Origin of the sequence: Streptomyces sp. TLI_171 (assembly GCF_003610255.1) — a bacterium.
Classification (GTDB): domain Bacteria; phylum Actinomycetota; class Actinomycetes; order Streptomycetales; family Streptomycetaceae; genus Kitasatospora.
Genome location: NZ_RAPS01000001.1, coordinates 2063690 through 2080524 on the forward strand (window position 1 = coordinate 2063690; position 16835 = coordinate 2080524).

15 protein-coding genes are annotated in these 16835 nt (G+C 72.8%); all 15 read right to left on the reverse strand.

Annotation, left to right across the window (positions count from 1 at the left end; genetic code table 11):
- Nucleotides 1-122: 122 nt before the first annotated feature.
- The 15 genes from BX266_RS09375 to BX266_RS09435 all read right to left on the reverse strand — a co-directional run bounded on the left by BX266_RS09375 (nt 123) and on the right by BX266_RS09435 (nt 16817).
- The gene (locus BX266_RS09375; RefSeq protein WP_099898443.1) at nt 123-1583 is read right to left on the reverse strand and encodes a glutamate synthase subunit beta; all 1461 of its coding nucleotides are present in this window, start codon (nt 1581-1583) and stop codon (nt 123-125) included.
- Entirely contained in the window at nt 1576-6156 is a 4581-nt protein-coding gene (gltB, locus tag BX266_RS09380; RefSeq protein ID WP_099898444.1) for a glutamate synthase large subunit, read from the reverse strand. Before gltB ends, BX266_RS09375 begins: the two co-directional genes overlap by 8 nt.
- 438 nt (nt 6157-6594) lie before the next feature.
- Nucleotides 6595-7335: a VIT1/CCC1 transporter family protein gene (locus BX266_RS09385; RefSeq protein WP_099898445.1), complete on the reverse strand. Its 741-nt coding sequence runs from the start codon at nt 7333-7335 to the stop codon at nt 6595-6597.
- 195 nt (nt 7336-7530) lie between these two features.
- The gene (gene lgt, locus BX266_RS09390) at nt 7531-8508 is read right to left on the reverse strand and encodes a prolipoprotein diacylglyceryl transferase (protein ID WP_099898446.1); all 978 of its coding nucleotides are present in this window, start codon (nt 8506-8508) and stop codon (nt 7531-7533) included.
- A gap of 79 nt (nt 8509-8587) precedes the next feature.
- Nucleotides 8588-9445, reverse strand: a complete 858-nt coding sequence (locus tag BX266_RS09395; protein ID WP_099898447.1) for a thioredoxin domain-containing protein — start codon at nt 9443-9445, stop codon at nt 8588-8590.
- A 58-nt stretch (nt 9446-9503) separates the two neighbouring features.
- A complete protein-coding gene (locus BX266_RS09400; protein ID WP_180290426.1) occupies nt 9504-10016 on the reverse strand; it encodes a MauE/DoxX family redox-associated membrane protein in 513 nt (170 codons plus the stop codon).
- 129 nt (nt 10017-10145) lie between these two features.
- Complete coding sequence (locus BX266_RS38445; RefSeq protein ID WP_180290427.1) at nt 10146-10316, reverse strand: hypothetical protein; 171 nt, start codon at nt 10314-10316, stop codon at nt 10146-10148.
- A gap of 159 nt (nt 10317-10475) precedes the next feature.
- Nucleotides 10476-11285, reverse strand: a complete 810-nt coding sequence (gene trpA / locus BX266_RS09405; protein ID WP_099907621.1) for a tryptophan synthase subunit alpha — start codon at nt 11283-11285, stop codon at nt 10476-10478.
- Between the two features lie 2 nt (nt 11286-11287).
- Nucleotides 11288-12520 carry a tryptophan synthase subunit beta gene (trpB, locus tag BX266_RS09410; protein ID WP_399171248.1) on the reverse strand — a complete coding sequence of 411 codons (1233 nt, stop codon included), beginning with the start codon at nt 12518-12520 and terminating at the stop codon, nt 11288-11290.
- 52 nt (nt 12521-12572) lie between these two features.
- Nucleotides 12573-12719 carry a tryptophan biosynthesis modulator TrpM gene (gene trpM, locus BX266_RS41150; RefSeq protein ID WP_399169310.1) on the reverse strand — a complete coding sequence of 49 codons (147 nt, stop codon included), beginning with the start codon at nt 12717-12719 and terminating at the stop codon, nt 12573-12575.
- 8 nt (nt 12720-12727) lie between these two features.
- Nucleotides 12728-13540 carry an indole-3-glycerol phosphate synthase TrpC gene (gene trpC / locus BX266_RS09415; protein WP_099898449.1) on the reverse strand — a complete coding sequence of 271 codons (813 nt, stop codon included), beginning with the start codon at nt 13538-13540 and terminating at the stop codon, nt 12728-12730.
- 161 nt (nt 13541-13701) lie between these two features.
- On the reverse strand, nt 13702-14163 hold the full coding sequence (locus BX266_RS09420; RefSeq protein ID WP_099898450.1) for a DUF2752 domain-containing protein: 462 nt from the start codon (nt 14161-14163) through the stop codon (nt 13702-13704).
- Between the two features lie 107 nt (nt 14164-14270).
- Nucleotides 14271-14519, reverse strand: a complete 249-nt coding sequence (locus BX266_RS09425; RefSeq protein ID WP_099898451.1) for an HGxxPAAW family protein — start codon at nt 14517-14519, stop codon at nt 14271-14273.
- 134 nt (nt 14520-14653) lie between these two features.
- Entirely contained in the window at nt 14654-15244 is a 591-nt protein-coding gene (locus tag BX266_RS09430; protein ID WP_259464624.1) for a TIGR02234 family membrane protein, read from the reverse strand.
- A 67-nt stretch (nt 15245-15311) separates the two neighbouring features.
- Nucleotides 15312-16817, reverse strand: coding sequence for an anthranilate synthase component I (locus BX266_RS09435; RefSeq protein ID WP_099898453.1), 1506 nt, complete (start codon nt 16815-16817; stop codon nt 15312-15314).
- Nucleotides 16818-16835: the final 18 nt, after the last annotated feature.

Sequence of the window (16835 nt, forward strand, 5' to 3'; positions counted from 1 at the left end):
TCGGGGAGTGGGCAGGCGTCGTGATGACCGGGTCCCGGCGGCTCTGGCGGGTCGGTGTTTGTCGGCCGTACCCCCGCGAGTTTGCGGTCACGGGGGCCTGGCGTTCCTGGGGTGGCGGTCGGTCAGACCACCAGGGGACGGTCGGTCGGCTTGATCGGGGCGGGGAGCGGAGTCTTGCCGCCCAGGTACTTGTCGACCGCCGCGGCGGCCGAACGGCCCTCCGCGATCGCCCAGACGATCAGCGACTGACCGCGACCGGCGTCACCGCAAACGTACACCCCGTCGACGTTGGTGCCGAACTTGCCGTCGCGGGCGACGTTGCCGCGCGCGTCGAGGTCGACGCCCAGCTGCTCGACCAGGCCGTTCTTGACGTCGGTGCCGGTGAAGCCCATCGCGAGGGTGACCAGCTGGGCCGGGATCGCCTTCTCGCTGCCGGGGACCGGCTCGAACTTGCCGTTCTTGAACTCGACCTCGACCAGGTGCAGTTCCTGGACGTTGCCGTCCTCGTCGCCGGCGAAGTGGGTGGTGGAGACGGAGTAGATCCGCTCGCCGCCCTCCTCGTGGGCCGAGGTGACCTTGTAGGTCATCGGCATGGTCGGCCAGGGCTGGCCGGTCGGCCGCTCCTCGGAGGGGCGCGGCATGATCTCCAGCTGGGTGACCGAGGCCGCGCCCTGGCGGTGCGCGGTGCCGACGCAGTCCGCGCCGGTGTCGCCGCCGCCGATCACGACCACGTGCTTGCCCTTGGCCGAGATCGGGGAGTCGACGTAGTCGCCCTCCTGGACCTTGTTGGCCAGCGGCAGGTACTCCATCGCCTGGTGCACGCCGTTCAGCTCCCGGCCGGGGACCGGCAGGTCGCGGGCGGTGGTGGCGCCGGCGGCGATGACCACCGCGTCGAAGCGCGAGCGCAGGTCCTGGCCGGTGATGTCCTCGCCCACGTGCACGCCGGTGCGGAACCGGGTGCCCTCCGCGCGCATCTGCTCGATGCGGCGGTTGATGTGGCGCTTCTCCATCTTGAACTCGGGGATGCCGTAGCGCAGCAGGCCGCCGATCCGGTCGGCGCGCTCGTACACCACCACGGTGTGGCCGGCCCGGGTGAGCTGCTGGGCGGCGGCCAGGCCGGCCGGGCCGGAGCCCACCACGGCGACGGTCTTGCCGGACAGCCGCTCCGGGGCCTGCGGGGTGACCCCGCCGCGGTCCCAGGCCTTGTCGATGATGGTGACCTCGACGTTCTTGATGGTCACCGCGTCCTGGTTGATGCCGAGGACGCACGCCGACTCGCACGGAGCCGGGCACAGGCGGCCGGTGAACTCCGGGAAGTTGTTGGTGGCGTGCAGCCGCTCGATCGCACCGGACCAGTCGTCCCGGTACGCCAGGTCGTTCCACTCGGGGATCAGGTTCCCGAGCGGGCAGCCGTTGTGGCAGAACGGGATGCCGCAGTCCATGCAGCGGCCGGCCTGCTTGGTGATGATCGGAAGGAGGCTGCGCTCGACGTAGACCTCGTTCCAGTCACGGAGCCGGACGTCCACCGGACGCCGCTCCGCCAGCTGCTTGGGCGTGGTCAGGAAGCCCTTGGGGTCAGCCATTAGCCGCCTCCATCATCTTGCGAGTGGTCTCGGCCTCGGAGAGGCCATCGCGCTCAGCGGCGTCCTTGGCGGCGAGCACAGCCTTGTAGTCGGTCGGCATGATCTTGGAGAAGCGGGAGACCCCGCCGGCCCAGTCAGCCAGGAGCTCGGCGGCGACGGTGGAGCCGGTCTCCTCGTAGTGCTGCTGCACGGTGTCGCGCAGCCACTCGCGGTCGGCGGCCGAGGGGGCCTCGATGCCCACCATGCCGCTGTTCACGTTCGCGGGGCGGAGGTCGAGCACGTAGGCGATGCCGCCGGACATGCCCGCCGCCAGGTTGCGACCGGTCTCGCCGAGGATCAGCACCCGGCCGCCGGTCATGTACTCCAGACCGTGGTCGCCCACGCCCTCCACCACCAGGGTCGCACCCGAGTTGCGGACCGCAAAACGCTCGCCGGCCTTGCCGCGCAGGTGGATGCGGCCGGAGGTGGCGCCGTAGCCGATGGTGTTGCCGGCGATGACGTGGTTCTGCGCGTCGGCGCCGATCGCGGCCGCGTCCCGGGCGGGACGGACCACCAGCACGCCGCCGGACAGGCCCTTGCCGACGTAGTCGTTGGCGTCGCCCTCCAGGCGGAGCGTGATGCCGTTCGGCACGAAGGCGCCGAAGGACTGGCCGGCCGAGCCGGTGAAGGTGACGTCGATGGTGCCCTCGGGCAGGCCCGCGCCGCGGTACCGCTTGGTCACCTCGTGTCCGAGCATGGTGCCGACGGTGCGGTTGACGTTGCGGATCGGCAGCTGGATCCGGACCGCCTCGCCGCGCTCCAGCGCGTCCTCGGCCAGCTCGATCAGCTGGTTGTCGAGGGCCTTGTCGAGCGCGTGGTCCTGCTCGGTGGTGTTGTACAGGGCCGCGCCCTCGGGCAGCGCCGGGACGTGGAAGAGCGGGGCCAGGTCGAGCCCGGCGGCCTTCCAGTGGTCGATGGCGGCCTGCGCGTTGATGTGCTCGGCGTGGCCGACGGCCTCCTCGATCGAGCGGAAGCCCAGCTCGGCGAGGATCTCGCGGACCTCCTCGGCGATGAACTCGAAGAAGTTGACCACGAACTCGGGCTTGCCGGTGAACCGCTCGCGGAGCACCGGGTTCTGGGTGGCGACGCCGACCGGGCAGGTGTCCAGGTGGCAGACCCGCATCATGATGCAGCCGGAGACCACCAGCGGGGCGGTCGCGAAGCCGAACTCCTCGGCGCCCAGCAGGGCGGCGATGACCACGTCGCGGCCGGTCTTCAGCTGGCCGTCGGTCTGCACCACGATGCGGTCGCGCAGGCCGTTCAGCAGCAGGGTCTGCTGGGTCTCGGCGAGGCCGAGCTCCCAGGGGCCGCCCGCGTGCTTGAGCGAGGTCAGCGGGGAGGCGCCGGTGCCGCCGTCGTGGCCGGAGATCAGCACCACGTCCGCGTGCGCCTTGGAGACGCCCGCCGCGACGGTGCCGACGCCGACCTCGGAGACCAGCTTCACGTGGATGCGGGCCTGCGGGTTGGCGTTCTTGAGGTCGTGGATCAGCTGAGCCAGGTCCTCGATGGAGTAGATGTCGTGGTGCGGCGGCGGGGAGATCAGGCCGACGCCCGGGGTCGAGTGCCGGGTCTTGGCCACCCACGGGTAGACCTTGTGGCCGGGCAGCTGGCCGCCCTCGCCGGGCTTGGCGCCCTGGGCCATCTTGATCTGGATGTCGTCGGCGTTGACCAGGTACTCGGAGGTGACGCCGAACCGGCCGGAGGCGACCTGCTTGATCGCCGAGCGGCGGGCCGGGTCGTACAGGCGCTCCGGGTCCTCGCCGCCCTCACCGGTGTTGGACTTGGCGCCCAGCCGGTTCATCGCGATCGCGAGGGTCTCGTGCGCCTCCATCGAGATGGAGCCGTAGGACATCGCGCCGGTGGAGAACCGCTTGACGATCTCGGAGACCGGCTCGACCTCGTCGATCGAGATCGGGGCCCGGCCGAGGCCGTCCAGCTGGAACAGGCCGCGCAGCGTCATCAGGCGCTCGGACTGGGCGTTCACCCGGTCCGTGTACTGCTTGAAGATGTCGTAGCGCTTGGTGCGGGTCGAGTGCTGGAGACGGAAGACCGTCTCCGGGTCGAACAGGTGCGGCTCGCCCTCGCGGCGCCACTGGTACTCGCCGCCGATCTCCAGCGCGCGGTGCGCCGCGGCGATGCCGGAGGCCGGGTAGGCCTTGGCGTGGCGGGCGGCGGTCTCCTTGGCGATCTGCTCCAGGCCGATGCCGCCGAGCTTGGTGGTGGTGCCCGCGAAGTAGGCGTCCACCAGCTCCTGGGAGAGGCCGATGGCCTCGAAGACCTGCGCGCCGCGGTAGGAGGCGACGGTGGAGATGCCCATCTTGGACATCACCTTCAGGACGCCCTTGCCGAGCGCCTTGATCAGGTTCTTGATCGCCTTCTCGGGCTCGATGCCCGAGACGAACACGCCCTGGGCGACCAGGTCCTCGACCGACTCCATGGCCAGGTACGGGTTGACCGCGCCGGCGCCGTAGCCGACCAGCAGCGCGACGTGGTGCACCTCGCGGACGTCGCCGGCCTCGACCAGCAGCGACACCTGGGTGCGCTGCTTGGTGCGGATCAGGTGGTGGTGGATCGCCGAGGTGAGCAGCAGCGACGGGATCGGCGCGTGCTCGGCGTCCGAGTGCCGGTCGGAGAGGACGATGATGCGGGCGCCGTCGGCGATCGCGGCGTCGGCCTCGGCGGCGATCTCGGCGAGGCGGGCGGCCAGGCCCTGGCCGCCGGTGGCGACCTTGTACAGGCCGGAGAGGGTGACCGCCTTCAGGCCGGGCTGGTCGCCGTCCACGTTGATGTGGACCAGCTTGGCCAGCTCGTCGTTGTCGATCACCGGGAAGGTGATGCCCACCGAGCGGCAGTGCGCCGGGGAGGCGTCCAGCAGGTTGCCCTCGGGGCCGAGGTTGCTGTGCAGCGAGGTGACCAGCTCTTCGCGGATCGCGTCCAGCGGCGGGTTGGTGACCTGGGCGAACAGCTGGGTGAAGTAGTCGAACAGCAGGCGCGGCTTCTCGCTGAGCGCGGCGATCGGCGAGTCGGTGCCCATCGAGCCGAGCGCCTCGCCGCCGGTCTTGGCCATCGGCGCGAGGATGACCCGCAGCTCCTCCTCGGTGTAGCCGAAGGTCTGCTGACGGCGGGTCACCGAGGCGTGGGTGTGGGCGATGTGCTCGCGCTCGGGGAGCTTGGCGAGCTGGATCTGCCCGCCCGCGACCCACTCCTCGTAGGGGTGCTCGGCGGCGAGGGCGGACTTGATCTCCTCGTCCTCGACGATCCGGTGCTCGGCGGTGTCGATCAGGAACATCCGGCCGGGCTGCAGGCGGCCCTTGCGGGAGACCTTCTCCTGGTCGATGTCGAGCACGCCGACCTCGGAGGAGAGGACGACCAGGCCGTCCTCGGTGATCCAGTACCGGGCCGGGCGCAGGCCGTTGCGGTCCAGGACCGCGCCGATCTGGGTGCCGTCGGTGAAGGTGACGCAGGCCGGGCCGTCCCAGGGCTCCATCAGGTTGGAGTGGTACTGGTAGAACGCGCGGCGGGCCGGGTCCATGGTGGCGTGGTTCTCCCACGCCTCCGGGATCATCATCAGCACCGAGTGCGGCAGCGAGCGGCCGCCGAGGTGGAGCAGCTCCAGGACCTCGTCGAAGGACGCCGAGTCGGAGTGGTCCGGGGTGCAGATCGGGAAGATCCGGTCCAGGTCGCCGGGGATCAGGTCGGTGGCGAGCTGGGACTCCCGGGCGGTCATCCAGTTGCGGTTGCCCTTGACCGTGTTGATCTCGCCGTTGTGCGCGACGAAGCGGTACGGGTGGGCGAGCGGCCAGCTCGGGAAGGTGTTGGTGGAGAAGCGCGAGTGCACCAGGCCGATCGCGGAGGCGTAGAGCCGGTCCGACAGGTCGGGGAAGAAGGGCTCCAGCTGGCCGGTGGTCAGCATGCCCTTGTAGACCAGGGTGCGGGCGGAGAGCGAGGGGAAGTACACCCCGGCCTCGCGCTCGGCGCGCTTGCGCAGCACGAAGGCGACCCGGTCCAGCTCGATGCCGGTGCGCTCGCCGTGCGAGACGAACACCTGGCGGAAGCGCGGCATGACCGAGCGGGCGGTGGCGCCCAGCAGGTCGGGGGTGACCGGGACGTCGCGCCAGCCGAGGACGGTCAGGCCCTCCTCCGCAGCGATGACCTCGATCCGGGCGGTGGCGGCGGCGTCGGCCTCGTCGTCGTCCGGGAGGAAGGCGATGCCGACCGCGTAGGAGCCGGCGGCCGGCAGCTCGAAGTCGACCTTGGCACGCAGGAAGGCGTCCGGGACCTGGGTCAGGATGCCCGCGCCGTCGCCGGAGTCCGGCTCGGCACCGGTGGCACCGCGGTGCTCCAGGTTGCGCAGCACAGTCAGCGCCTGCTCGACGATCTTGTGGTCGGCGATGCCGGTCAGCGTGGCCACGAAGCCGACGCCGCAGGCGTCGTGCTCGTTGCGCGGGTCGTAGAGACCCTGGGCCTGGGGGCGCGCGTCCGGAACGAGGGCGTACGGGCCGGCGGCCTTCGCGTTCTCGTGGCCGGAGGGCATGGATGCAGACAGCATCGGCTCTCCCGTCGTCGTAAACAGTTGCTCTGTGCAAAGGGACGACGTTGGCCCTGATGCGATTTCGTGCAGGTTACATGATGCCCAAGATCCCGGGAAGCGGATTCCCGCGTCCATATCCCGGACATAATCCGCAGGTCACGGGGCGGATGGGTGGACGCGCAGCGTTGCGCATCCCCACCAGTGTGCCCCCGCCCGAGCGGCCGAAACAGGGGCGAAACGCCCCCGCCACACCCCCTTCGCGGGGCCGACCTGCGATTCCTCAGTGGGTCGCCGACCTCGGGTGGGATTGTGCGGGTCGGCTGCCGGATGACGAGACTAGGGCAAGGGGCCGCCGATCGGCTGTGTGTGGAACATCACTCGCTCCACAGCATAACCATGCAGTGTTGTGGGGGTTCGTACAGACCCGCGCGAGCGCCCGGGTCAGCCGATCGCCCCGCCGATCAAGCGGCCCAGCAGGTACGTCACGCCCGCCGCGGAGGCGCCCAGCACCAGCTGCCGCAGACCGCTGTACCACCAGCTGCGGGCCGTCACCCGGGCCACCACCGCGCCGCAGCCGAACAGGCCGAGCACGGCCAGCAGCGCGGCCGGCCAGAGCGCGGTGGCGCCCAGCAGGTAGGGCAGCACCGGGAGCAGCGCGCCGAGCGCGAAGCAGCCGAACGAGGAGACCGCGGCCACCAGCGGCGAGGGCAGGTCGTCCGGGTCCACGCCGAGCTCCTCGCGGGCGTGCACCGCCAGCGTGGTGTCCGGGTCGGCGGACAGCTGGCGGGCCACCTCCTCGGCCAGCTCCGGGTCCACGCCCCTGGCCACGTACAGCTGCGCCAGCTCGGCCAGCTCGCCCTGCGGGTTGCGCCGCAGCTCGATCCGCTCCGCCTCCAGCTCGGCTTCCACCAGCTCGCGCTGGGAGGCCACCGAGGTGTACTCGCCGGCCGCCATGGAGAACGCCCCGGCCGCCAGGCCGGCCAGGCCGGTGAGCACCACGGTGCTCGGCGCGGCCGCGCCGCCGACCACGCCGGTCATCAGCGCGAAGTTCGACACCAGGCCGTCCATCGCGCCGAACACGGCGGGGCGCAGCCAGCCGCCGTTGACGTCCCGGTGGTGGTCGGCGTCGGGTATCCGCGGCTGCGGGCTGTCGGTCTGCGGGCCTGCGGTGATCGTGCTCATGCTGGCGGCTCCCCTTCCGGGCACGGCGAACGGCCCCTGACCGCGCGGCGGCCGGGCTGCTGGTACGGCTCTGGTACCCCCCGAAGGTAGCCGTTTGACCTGCGAGTTTCCAGCAAAGTAAGCCTGCCCAAAGGCAGTTGGGGCCGCCCCCGCCGATCGTGGCGGGAGCGGCCCCAACGGGGTCGACGGGCGTGCTCAGGAGGGCTTTTCGGAGTCCTTCGAGAGCTCGACCGGGGCTTCCCCGGGCTGCTCGGCGTCCTTCGCCCGCTCGGGGGCGGCGTCCGACGGGGCGTCGGCGGCGGGCTCCCCGGCCTCGGCGGCGGCCGCTTCGGCGCGCTCCTTGGTGGCCTGCGGGTCGATCGAGTCCGGGTCCTCGCGGCCGGGGTGGCGCTTGCCGACGACCACGAAGGCCACCACCGCGCCGACGAACACCAGGATCGCCGTCCAGTCGTTCAGGCGCAGGCCGAAGAAGCGGTGCGCCTCGTCGATCCGCAGCCACTCGGTCCAGAACCGGCCGACGGTGTAGGCGGCGACGTACAGCGCGAAGGCCCGGCCGTGGCCGAGGGTGAAGCGCTTGTCGGCCCAGATCACCAGCACCGCGACCAGCACGCACCAGATCGACTCGTAGAGGAAGGTCGGGTGGTAGACGCCCTGGACGACGGTGCCGTCGGCGAGCGTCTTGTCGATCTTCAGGCCCCACGGCAGGGTGGTGGGGCGGCCGTACAGCTCCTGGTTGAACCAGTTGCCCCAGCGGCCGCAGGCCTGGGCCAGCGCGATGCCGGGGGCGATCGCGTCGGCGTAGGCGGGCAGCGGCACGCCGCGGCGGCGGGCGCCGATCCAGGCGCCGACCGCGCCGAAGGCGATGGCGCCCCAGATGCCGAGGCCGCCCTCCCAGATCTTCAGCGCGTCGAGCGGGTGCTTGCCCTCGCCGAAGTACAGCTGGTTGTCGGTGATGACGTGGTAGATCCGGCCGCCGACCAGGCCGAACGGCACCGCCCAGACCGCGATGTCGCCGACGGTGTGCCGGCCGCCGCCCCGGGCGACCCAGCGCTTGCTGCCGAGCCACACGGCCACGACGACACCGATGATGATGCAGAACGCGTAGGCGCGCAGCGGGATGGGCCCCAGATTGAGGACGCCCCGCGACGGGCTCGGAATGTATGCGAGATCCATGGCACCCTCGACGCTACCGTGTCCCGCCCGTCACTCCGGCACCGGTGCGGGTCACGGTAGCGTCACTCCTCCCCACGGGTCAGGGGGACGGCGTGGTGTTGGTCTCGCCGGCCGTCGAGGTGGGCGCCGGGCTCTGCCCGTTCGAACCGGGGGTGCCGAGCGTCTTGCCCTGGTTGGCGGCGTCCACCCACTTCACCAGGTTCTCCGGGCTGATCTGCTCGTCGCCCTTCTTCGGGTAGATCGCCTCGCCGTTGAGCAGCACCGTCGGCGTCGACTTGAAGCTCGACTTGTCGAAGTCCTGCTGGACCGCGGAGACCCAGCCGCCGAACTGGTTGGTGTTCACGCAGGACTGGAACGCGGGGGTGTCCAGGCCCGGGACCTGCTTGGCCAGGTCGATCAGGGTCTGCTTGCTGCCGAAGGAGTCCTCGGTCTCGTCCGGCTGGTTGCGGTACAGCACGTCGTGGTAGTCGCGGAAGTGCCCGACGTTCTGCGCGCAGCCCAGCGCGTTGGCGCCGTTCTTGGAGCCGCTGCCGCCCAGCGAGCGGTCGATGAACGAGACGATGTGGTAGTTGACGAAGATCTTGCCGGCGTCCTCCAGCTGGTCGATGGTCGGCGAGAAGCTCCGCTCGAAGCTGCCGCAGGCCGGGCAGCGCGGGTCCTCGTAGACCGTCAGCGTGGACGGGGCGTTCGCGGCGCCGACCGGGATGATCAGGTTCTTGTCGCCGATGGTGCCCGCCGGGGCGGCCGCCGGGGTCTCCGGCTTGGAGCGCTGGTTCTGCACCACCACGCCGATCACCACGGCCGCCGCGATGACCACGACCACCACGCCGCCGACCGCCAGCTTCTTCTTCCGCTTCGCCCTGGCCTCCTCGGCGGCCCGGGCCTCCTGCATCTTCTCGCGGGCGTTGCGCTTGCCTTCTCGGTTCTTGTCGCTCATGGGGTGCTCTTGCCAGTCCAGGGGTCGGTTCTGATCGGGGGTCGGCGGCCGTGCGGCGTCAGGCGGCCAGCCAGGCGTCCAGCGAGAGCTTCGTCCGGGGGCGGTAGATCAGCCACGCCGACAGCAGCAGGAACCCGGAGTCGCGCAGGATCTCCTGCAGGTACTTGGTCTGGGACTCGTCCACCGCGCCGCCGCCGCCGAAGCAGCCGCAGTCGATCGAGATGCCGCGCGCCCACGCGGAGGAGATGCCGGCGATGAACACCAGCAGCAGCAGGGCCGAGACCACCGCGACGATCCGGGTGCCCAGGCCGAGCACCAGCAGCACGGCCAGCGCCAGCTCCAGGAACGGCAGGCCCCAGCCGACCGGCTTCACCAGCGACTCCGGCAGGATCTCGTAGGCCCGCACGGCCTGTGCCGCCTCGGCCGGGTCGGAGACCTTCGCCAGGCCGGCCCAGCCCCAGACCACCGCCAGGCCCAGCCGCACCGCCAGCCCGAACCACTCGGCCGCCGTGCCGTCCACCGCCCGGCGAAACCCGCTCACCCGGCCGCGGTCGGCCTGCTGACTGGCCATCAGATCCCCCTCGGGCGCGTTCCACCGTTTCCTGCCTGATGAACCGTAGGGGATGGCGGGTGGTTCCTCCACATTGGCGAGTTACGCCGTATGAGCGACCTTATCCGGGCATACGTCCGATTTTCCGGATCATCGAACCGGCACGTCGCAGGCCGCCTCCGCCTGCTGGCAGGCCACCGCCCGCTCCGCGCCCCGCCGGGCCAACTCCCGCTCCACGCCGCCGCTCCCGGCCAGCGCGGCGGCCAACGCCAGCCCCGCCGCCAGCGCCCGCAGCAGTACCGCCCGGTGCACCCGCGCCACCCGCATCTCCTTTCGCCGACGAACCACCGGAGGGTTCAACGGCGTTGGCCGGGACGGGAACACGAGCGCCCGCCGGTATTTCACCCTGGCGGAGTAGGCCCGGAACGCAAAGAGCCGCCCGGGAACAGGAGTTGCTCCCCGGGCGGCTCCCGCGACGCGCTACTTCCGCCGCACGCCCCCGGCCAACTCGGCCGCGAGCGACCGGACCTCGGCCACGCCGGTCTCCAACCGGTCGGCGTCGAGCAGGCGTCGGACGAACGCGGTGCCGACGATCACGCCGTCCGCGAAGGCCGCGACCTGGGCGGCCTGCCGGGCGTCGGAGACGCCCAGGCCGACGCAGACCGGCAGCGCGGTGACCGCCCGGGTGCGGGCCACCAGCTCGGCGGCGGCCGGCCCGACGGCGTCGCGGGCGCCGGTGACGCCCATGACGGCAGCGGCGTACACGAAGCCGGAACCGGCCGCGGTGACCTGCGCCAGGCGGGCGTCGGTGGAGGACGGGGCGACCACGAACACGGTGTCCAGGCCGTGTTCGGCCGCGGCCGACCGCCACCGCGCGGACTCCTCCACCGGCAGGTCCGGCAGGATGCAGCCCGCTCCCCCGGCCTCCGCCAGGTCCGCGGCGAACCGCTCCGGACCGTACCGGTCGACCGGGTTCCAGTACGTCATCACCAGGACGGGGACGCCCGGGTGGGCCGCGGCGACCTCGGCGACGGTGCGCAGCACGTCCCTGGTCCGCACCCCGCCGCGCAGCGCCAGGTCGTCGGCGGTCTGGATCACCGCGCCGTCCAGCACCGGGTCGGAGTGCGGCAGTCCGACCTCGACGACGTCGCAGCCGCCCTCGACCAGGGCGTTCAGCGCGGCGATCGCGCCGTCGACGGTGGGGAAGCCGGCCGGCAGGTAGCCGATCAGCGCGGCCCGGCCCTCGGCCGCGGCGGCGGCCAGGGCGGTGGTGAGCGGGGAGTCGGCCACGGTCACTCGGCCCCTTCGGCGTCGTAGAGGCCGAAGTACTCGGCCGCGGTGTGCATGTCCTTGTCGCCGCGGCCGGAGAGCGAGACCAGCAGGACCGCCTCCGGGCCCAGCTCGCGGCCGAGTTCGAGCGCACCGGCCAGGGCGTGCGCGGACTCGATGGCCGGGATGATGCCCTCGGTGCGGGACAGCAGCCGCAGCGCCTCCATCGCCGCCCGGTCGGTCACCGGGCGGTACTCGGCCCGCCCGGTGTCCTTCAGCCAGGCGTGCTCGGGGCCGACGCCCGGGTAGTCCAGGCCGGCCGAGATCGAGTGCGACTCGATCGTCTGGCCGTCCTCGTCCTGCAGCACGTAGGTGCGCGAGCCGTGCAGCACGCCCGGGTCGCCCTTGGTGAGGGTGGCGGCGTGCTTCGGGGTGTCGGCGCCCTCGCCGGCCGCCTCGCAGCCGAGCAGGCGCACGCCCGCGTCCGGGAGGAACTCGTGGAAGATGCCCATCGCGTTGGAGCCGCCGCCGACGCAGGCGACCACCGCGTCCGGCAGCCGGCCGGTGCGCTCCAGCACCTGCCGGCGGGCCTCCACGCCGATCACCCGGTGGAAGTCGCGGACCATCATCGGGAACGGGTGCGGGCCCGCCACGGTGCCGAACAGGTAGTGGGTGGAGTCGACGGACCCGACCCAGTCGCGGAACGCCTCGTTGATGGCGTCCTTCAGGGTGCGGCTGCCGGACTTCACCGCCACCACCTCGGCGCCCAGCATCCGCATCCGGGCCACGTTCAGCGCCTGCCGGCGGGTGTCGACCTCGCCCATGTAGACGGTGCAGTCGAAGCCGAACAGCGCGCAGGCGGTCGCGGTGGCCACGCCGTGCTGGCCGGCGCCGGTCTCCGCGACGATCCGGGTCTTGCCCATCCGGCGGGCCAGCAGGGCCTGCCCCAGCACGTTGTTGATCTTGTGCGAGCCGGTGTGGTTGAGGTCCTCGCGCTTGAGCAGGACCCGCGCCCCGCCCGCTTCCGCGGAGAACCGGCGCACGTCGGTCAGCGCGCTGGGCCGGCCCGTGTAGTCCTTCAGCAGGACGTCCAGCTCGGCGGCGAACGCCGGGTCGGCCTTCGCCCTCTCGTACTCGTCGGCGACCTGCTCGACGGCGGCGACCAGCGCCTCCGGCACGAAGCGCCCGCCGTAGGCGCCGAAGTAACCGCGGATGTCCGGGACCTGGGTACCCGGAAGGTGGAGCTCGGACATGATCCGTCCTCAAAGGGGAGTGATGGCGAGAAAGGTGGAACCGCGCGGCGAGCACTCAGCCGCGGGGACCACGCCATCGACGTCCGGGGATCTGTCCGGGTTCGGCGCCGATCGCGGACCGCACCCGCCGCCCCAGCACCCGGCGTGCGGGCGCGCGGCAGCCGCGCGGGCGGCAGCCGGGGGCGAGGGCGGCGATCGGCACGGCGGAGGTCAGCCCCGCCCGTTGTTGCGCAGCGCCGGGTGCGCCCCGGCGGCGACCAGGTCGGCGACCGCGGTCCGCGGGTCCCGGCCGGTCACCAGGGACTCGCCGACCAGCACCGCGTCGGCGCCCTGGTTGGCGTAGGTGATCAGGTCGTGCGGGCCGCGCACCCCGGACTCGGCGACCTTCACCACGTGCGCCGGGATGGCGTCCACCACGTTGCCGAAGGTGTTCCGGTCGACCTCGAGGGTCTTCAGGTTGCGGGCGTTCACGCCGATGATGCGCGCGCCGGCGTCCACCGCGCGGGCGATCTCCTCCTCGTCGTGCACCTCGACCAGCGGGGTCAGCCCGATCGACTCGGCCCGCTCGATCAGCGAGACCAGGGCCGGCTGGTCCAGCGCGGCGACGATCAGCAGCGCCAGGTCCGCGCCGTGCGCGCGGGCCTCCCACAGCTGGTAGGCGGTGACGATGAAGTCCTTGCGGAGGATCGGCGTCTCCACCGCCGCGCGCACCGCGTCCAGGTCCGCCAGCGAGCCGCCGAAGCGGCGCTGCTCGGTCAGCACGCTGATCGCGGCGGCCCCGCCGGCCGCGTAGTCGACCGCCAGCGCGGCCGGGTCGGCGATCGCCGCCAGCGCGCCCTTGGACGGGCTGGAGCGCTTGACCTCGCAGATCACCCGGACCCCGTCGCCGCGCAGCGCGGCCACGCCGTCCTTCGCCTCGGGCGCCTTCGCGGCGAGCTCCTTGAGCTCGTCCAGGGAGACCCGGGCCTGTCGCTCGGCGAGGTCCTCCCGGACCCCGTCGATGATCTCGTCGAGCACAGTCACGCGTGCGCCCCCATCGTGTTCCGCTGGTGCTGCCTGATGTTGCTGGTAGCGCCGGGTGCGTCGAGCCGAGCCCCGGTCCTTCGATGGTATCGGGCGCGGGGGGCGCGTTCCGCATCCGACCGGCGCGCGTCTCGATCGGCGGACCGCCCGGAGCCGCCGCGCTACGCCGCGGGCGGGGCCAGCCCCGCGCCGATCGGCAGGTTGCGCAGCACCGCGAACAACACCAGTACCACGATCAGCACCGCGGTCTGACGGCCGGTCAGCCGCAGGCCCCCCGCCGGCCGCCCGCGCGCTGCCAGCACCGCCCAGCGCAGCCACAGCAGCAGCGCGCCGAACGCCAGCACGGTCACCAGCAGGTTGTCGTGCGCGGCCGTCAGCACCTCGCCCCTGGTCAGCGCGTGCACGCAGCGCAACCCTCCGCAGCCCGGGCACCACCAGCCGGTCGCCCGCAGCAGCGGGCAGACCGGGTAGTGGCCCGGCGAGTTCGGGTCCACCGCCGCGACGAACGCGGTCGGCAGCGCCACCGCCGTCAACGCGGCCAGCGGGCGGACCAGACGGCGCAGCACGGCGGCGCCGCCGGACGGGCGGGGCGCGGCCGGCCTCGGGGCAGCAGGAGCGTTCACGGGGACGATTGTGCCCCCGCCGGGCCCCCGACCGGGCGCACCGCCGCCCGGAAACGCCGGACGGCGGGGCCGAGGCGCCCGCCGTCCTGCCGTTCGCTCCGCGCGGTTCAGCCCGCGGTGACCGCGCTGCGCTCCTCGGCCGAGACCGGGGCGAAGTTCTTGCTGGGCTGCTTGCCCATGCCCGCCATCGCCATCGCCTTGCCGACCACGCCGCCGATCAGGACCACGGCGAGACCCGCGATGACCAGCACCACGTTCGGAATGATCATGGCGACGCCGGACACGCAGAACCCGACGAAGGCAATGACCACACCGGTCCACGCGGCGGGGGTGTGGCCGTGCGCTGCTGCAGCCATCTTCTTGGTGCTCCTTGTTGTTTCTCCTGGTCCCGGTCGGGCGGCCCTGGGCGGCGCTCGACGGGTTGACGCTTCCATTGTGCCGGGCCCGACACGGCTGACCCAAGCCGGGGCGACCGTGGTGCCGAGCACAGTCAGCCGGTCGGGTCCTCGCCCCGGTCCAGCGCCTTCCACAGGTCCGCCGGGCCGTCCCCGCCGGACACCGGCTTCCGGGTCGGCGCGTCGTACCGCGACCCCATGGCCGGCCAGCCCCGCCCGAACCGCACCGTCAGCGCGCCCGCCGCCGCCAGCAGCACCCCGCCCAGCAGCGCCACCCACGGCCAGGCCGTGCGGGTGATCTCCTCCGCGCGGCCGCTGCTCAGCGCGAGCTGACCCGCCGCGACGGCGTGCAGGCCCGCGGTGTCCGCGTTGCCGATCAGCGCGCCGGCGATCACGCCCGCACCCGCCAGCACCGTCAGCGCGCCCACCAGCACCCGGGCCCGGCCGCGCACCGCGAACACGGCGACCGCGGCCGCCATCGCCACCAGCGCCATCCCCGTCGGCAACGCCGTCAGCCGGCTCCCGCTCGCGCTCACCGGTACCCGGCTGCCCCCCATCCCGGTCGCCACCCCCTCCGCCCAGGTCCGGCCGACCGCGGTCAGCACCAGCACGGCGCCCAGCGCGGTCAGCAGCAGCATCATGCCGAGGGTCCGACGGGAGTTCGGTACAGCGGGGGTCTCACTCACTCCATCAGTGTCCCCGACCGAACGCGGGGCCCCCGCACCGGGGGCTCGGGGCGGCCCGGTGCGGGGCTCAGCGGAGCGTGTTGGCCGCGGCCACGGCCCGCAGGACGGCGGCGGCCTTGTTGCGGCACTCGGTGTCCTCGGCGTGCGGGTCGGAGTCGGCGACCACGCCCGCGCCGGCCTGCACGTAGGCGGTGCGCCCGCGGATCACCGCGGTGCGGATGGCGATCGCGGTGTCGGAGTCGCCGGCGAAGTCCAGGTAGCCGACGCAGCCGCCGTACAGGCCGCGGCGGGTCGGTTCGAGCTCCTCGATGATCTGCATCGCCCGCGGCTTGGGCGCCCCCGACAGGGTGCCCGCCGGGAAGCAGGCGGTGAGCACGTCGAGCGCGCTGCGGCCCTCGGCGACCCTGCCGGTCACCGTGGAGACGATGTGCATGACGTGGCTGTAGCGCTCGATGGTCATGAACTCCACCACCTCGACCGACCCCGGCGCGCACACCCGCCCCAGGTCGTTGCGGCCCAGGTCGACCAGCATCAGGTGCTCGGCCCGCTCCTTCGGGTCGGCGAGCAGCTCGGCGGCCAGCTCGGCGTCCTCGTGCGGGGTCGCGCCGCGGTGCCGGGTCCCGGCGATCGGGTGCAGCATCGCCTCGCCCCCGGCGACCTTCACCAGCGCCTCCGGGCTGGACCCGACCACGTCGAAGCCGCCCTCCGCGCCGCCGTCCGGCCCCGGGAAGCGGAACAGGTACATGTACGGGCTGGGGTTGGTGGTGCGCAGCACCCGGTACACGTCCAGCGCGGACGCCGGGCACGGCGCCTCGAACCGCTGCGAGGGCACCACCTGGAACGCCTCGCCGGCCCGGATCCGCTCCTTCACCACCTCGACGGCCTTGCGGTACGGCTCCCCGCCGAACGGCGAGTGCGCGTCCACCGCGGTCGGCGTGTACGTGGCCAGCCCCGGGTCGACCGGCCGCCGCAGGTCGCGCTCCATCGCGTCCAGCCGGGCCACCGCGTCCGCGTACGCCTCGTCCACGCCGGTGGCCAGGTCGTTGTGGTTGACCGCGTTGGCGATCAGCAGCACCGTGCCGTCCGCGTGGTCCAGCACCGCCAGGTCGGTCGCCATCAGCAGCGTCAGCTCGGGCAGCTTCAGGTCGTCCGGGGTCAGGTTCGGCAGCTTCTCCAGCCGGCGCACCACGTCGTACCCCAGGTACCCCACCAGGCCGCCGGTCAGCGGCGGCAGCCCGTCGTCCGGGCGGCGCGGCGTGTGCAGCGCCGCGAGCGTCGCCCGCAGCACCTCCAGCGGGTCCCCCTCCGTCGGAATGCCCACCGGCGGCTCCCCCAGCCAGCGCGCCCCGCCGTCCTGACCCACCGTCAGCACCGCGCCCGAACGCACCCCCACGAACGAGTACCGGGCCCAGCTGCGCCCCTGCTCCGCCGACTCCAGCAGGAACGTGCCCGGCCGCTCCCCCGCCAGGCTGCGGTACACGCCGATCGGAGTGAGGCCGTCCGCGAGGAGCCGGCGGGTGACGGGAATGACCCGGGTGTCAGCGGCGAGCGTGCGGAAAGCCTCAATGTCCATGGGGCACCGATCGGATGA

Excerpts from the sequence above, each read along its gene's own strand:
- BX266_RS09395 (WP_099898447.1), bottom strand. The coding sequence starts at position 9,445 with ATGAGCGACAAGAACCGAGAAGGCAAGCGCAACGCCCGCGAGAAGATG.
- lgt (WP_099898446.1), bottom strand. The coding sequence starts at position 8,508 with ATGGATCTCGCATACATTCCGAGCCCGTCGCGGGGCGTCCTCAATCTG.
- gltB (WP_099898444.1), bottom strand. The coding sequence starts at position 6,156 with ATGCCCTCCGGCCACGAGAACGCGAAGGCCGCCGGCCCGTACGCCCTC.
- BX266_RS09400 (WP_180290426.1), bottom strand. The coding sequence starts at position 10,016 with ATGGCCAGTCAGCAGGCCGACCGCGGCCGGGTGAGCGGGTTTCGCCGG.
- BX266_RS09385 (WP_099898445.1), bottom strand. The coding sequence starts at position 7,335 with ATGAGCACGATCACCGCAGGCCCGCAGACCGACAGCCCGCAGCCGCGG.
- BX266_RS09375 (WP_099898443.1), bottom strand. The coding sequence starts at position 1,583 with ATGGCTGACCCCAAGGGCTTCCTGACCACGCCCAAGCAGCTGGCGGAG.
- BX266_RS09425 (WP_099898451.1), bottom strand. The coding sequence starts at position 14,519 with ATGGCTGCAGCAGCGCACGGCCACACCCCCGCCGCGTGGACCGGTGTG.
- BX266_RS09435 (WP_099898453.1), bottom strand. The coding sequence starts at position 16,817 with ATGGACATTGAGGCTTTCCGCACGCTCGCCGCTGACACCCGGGTCATT.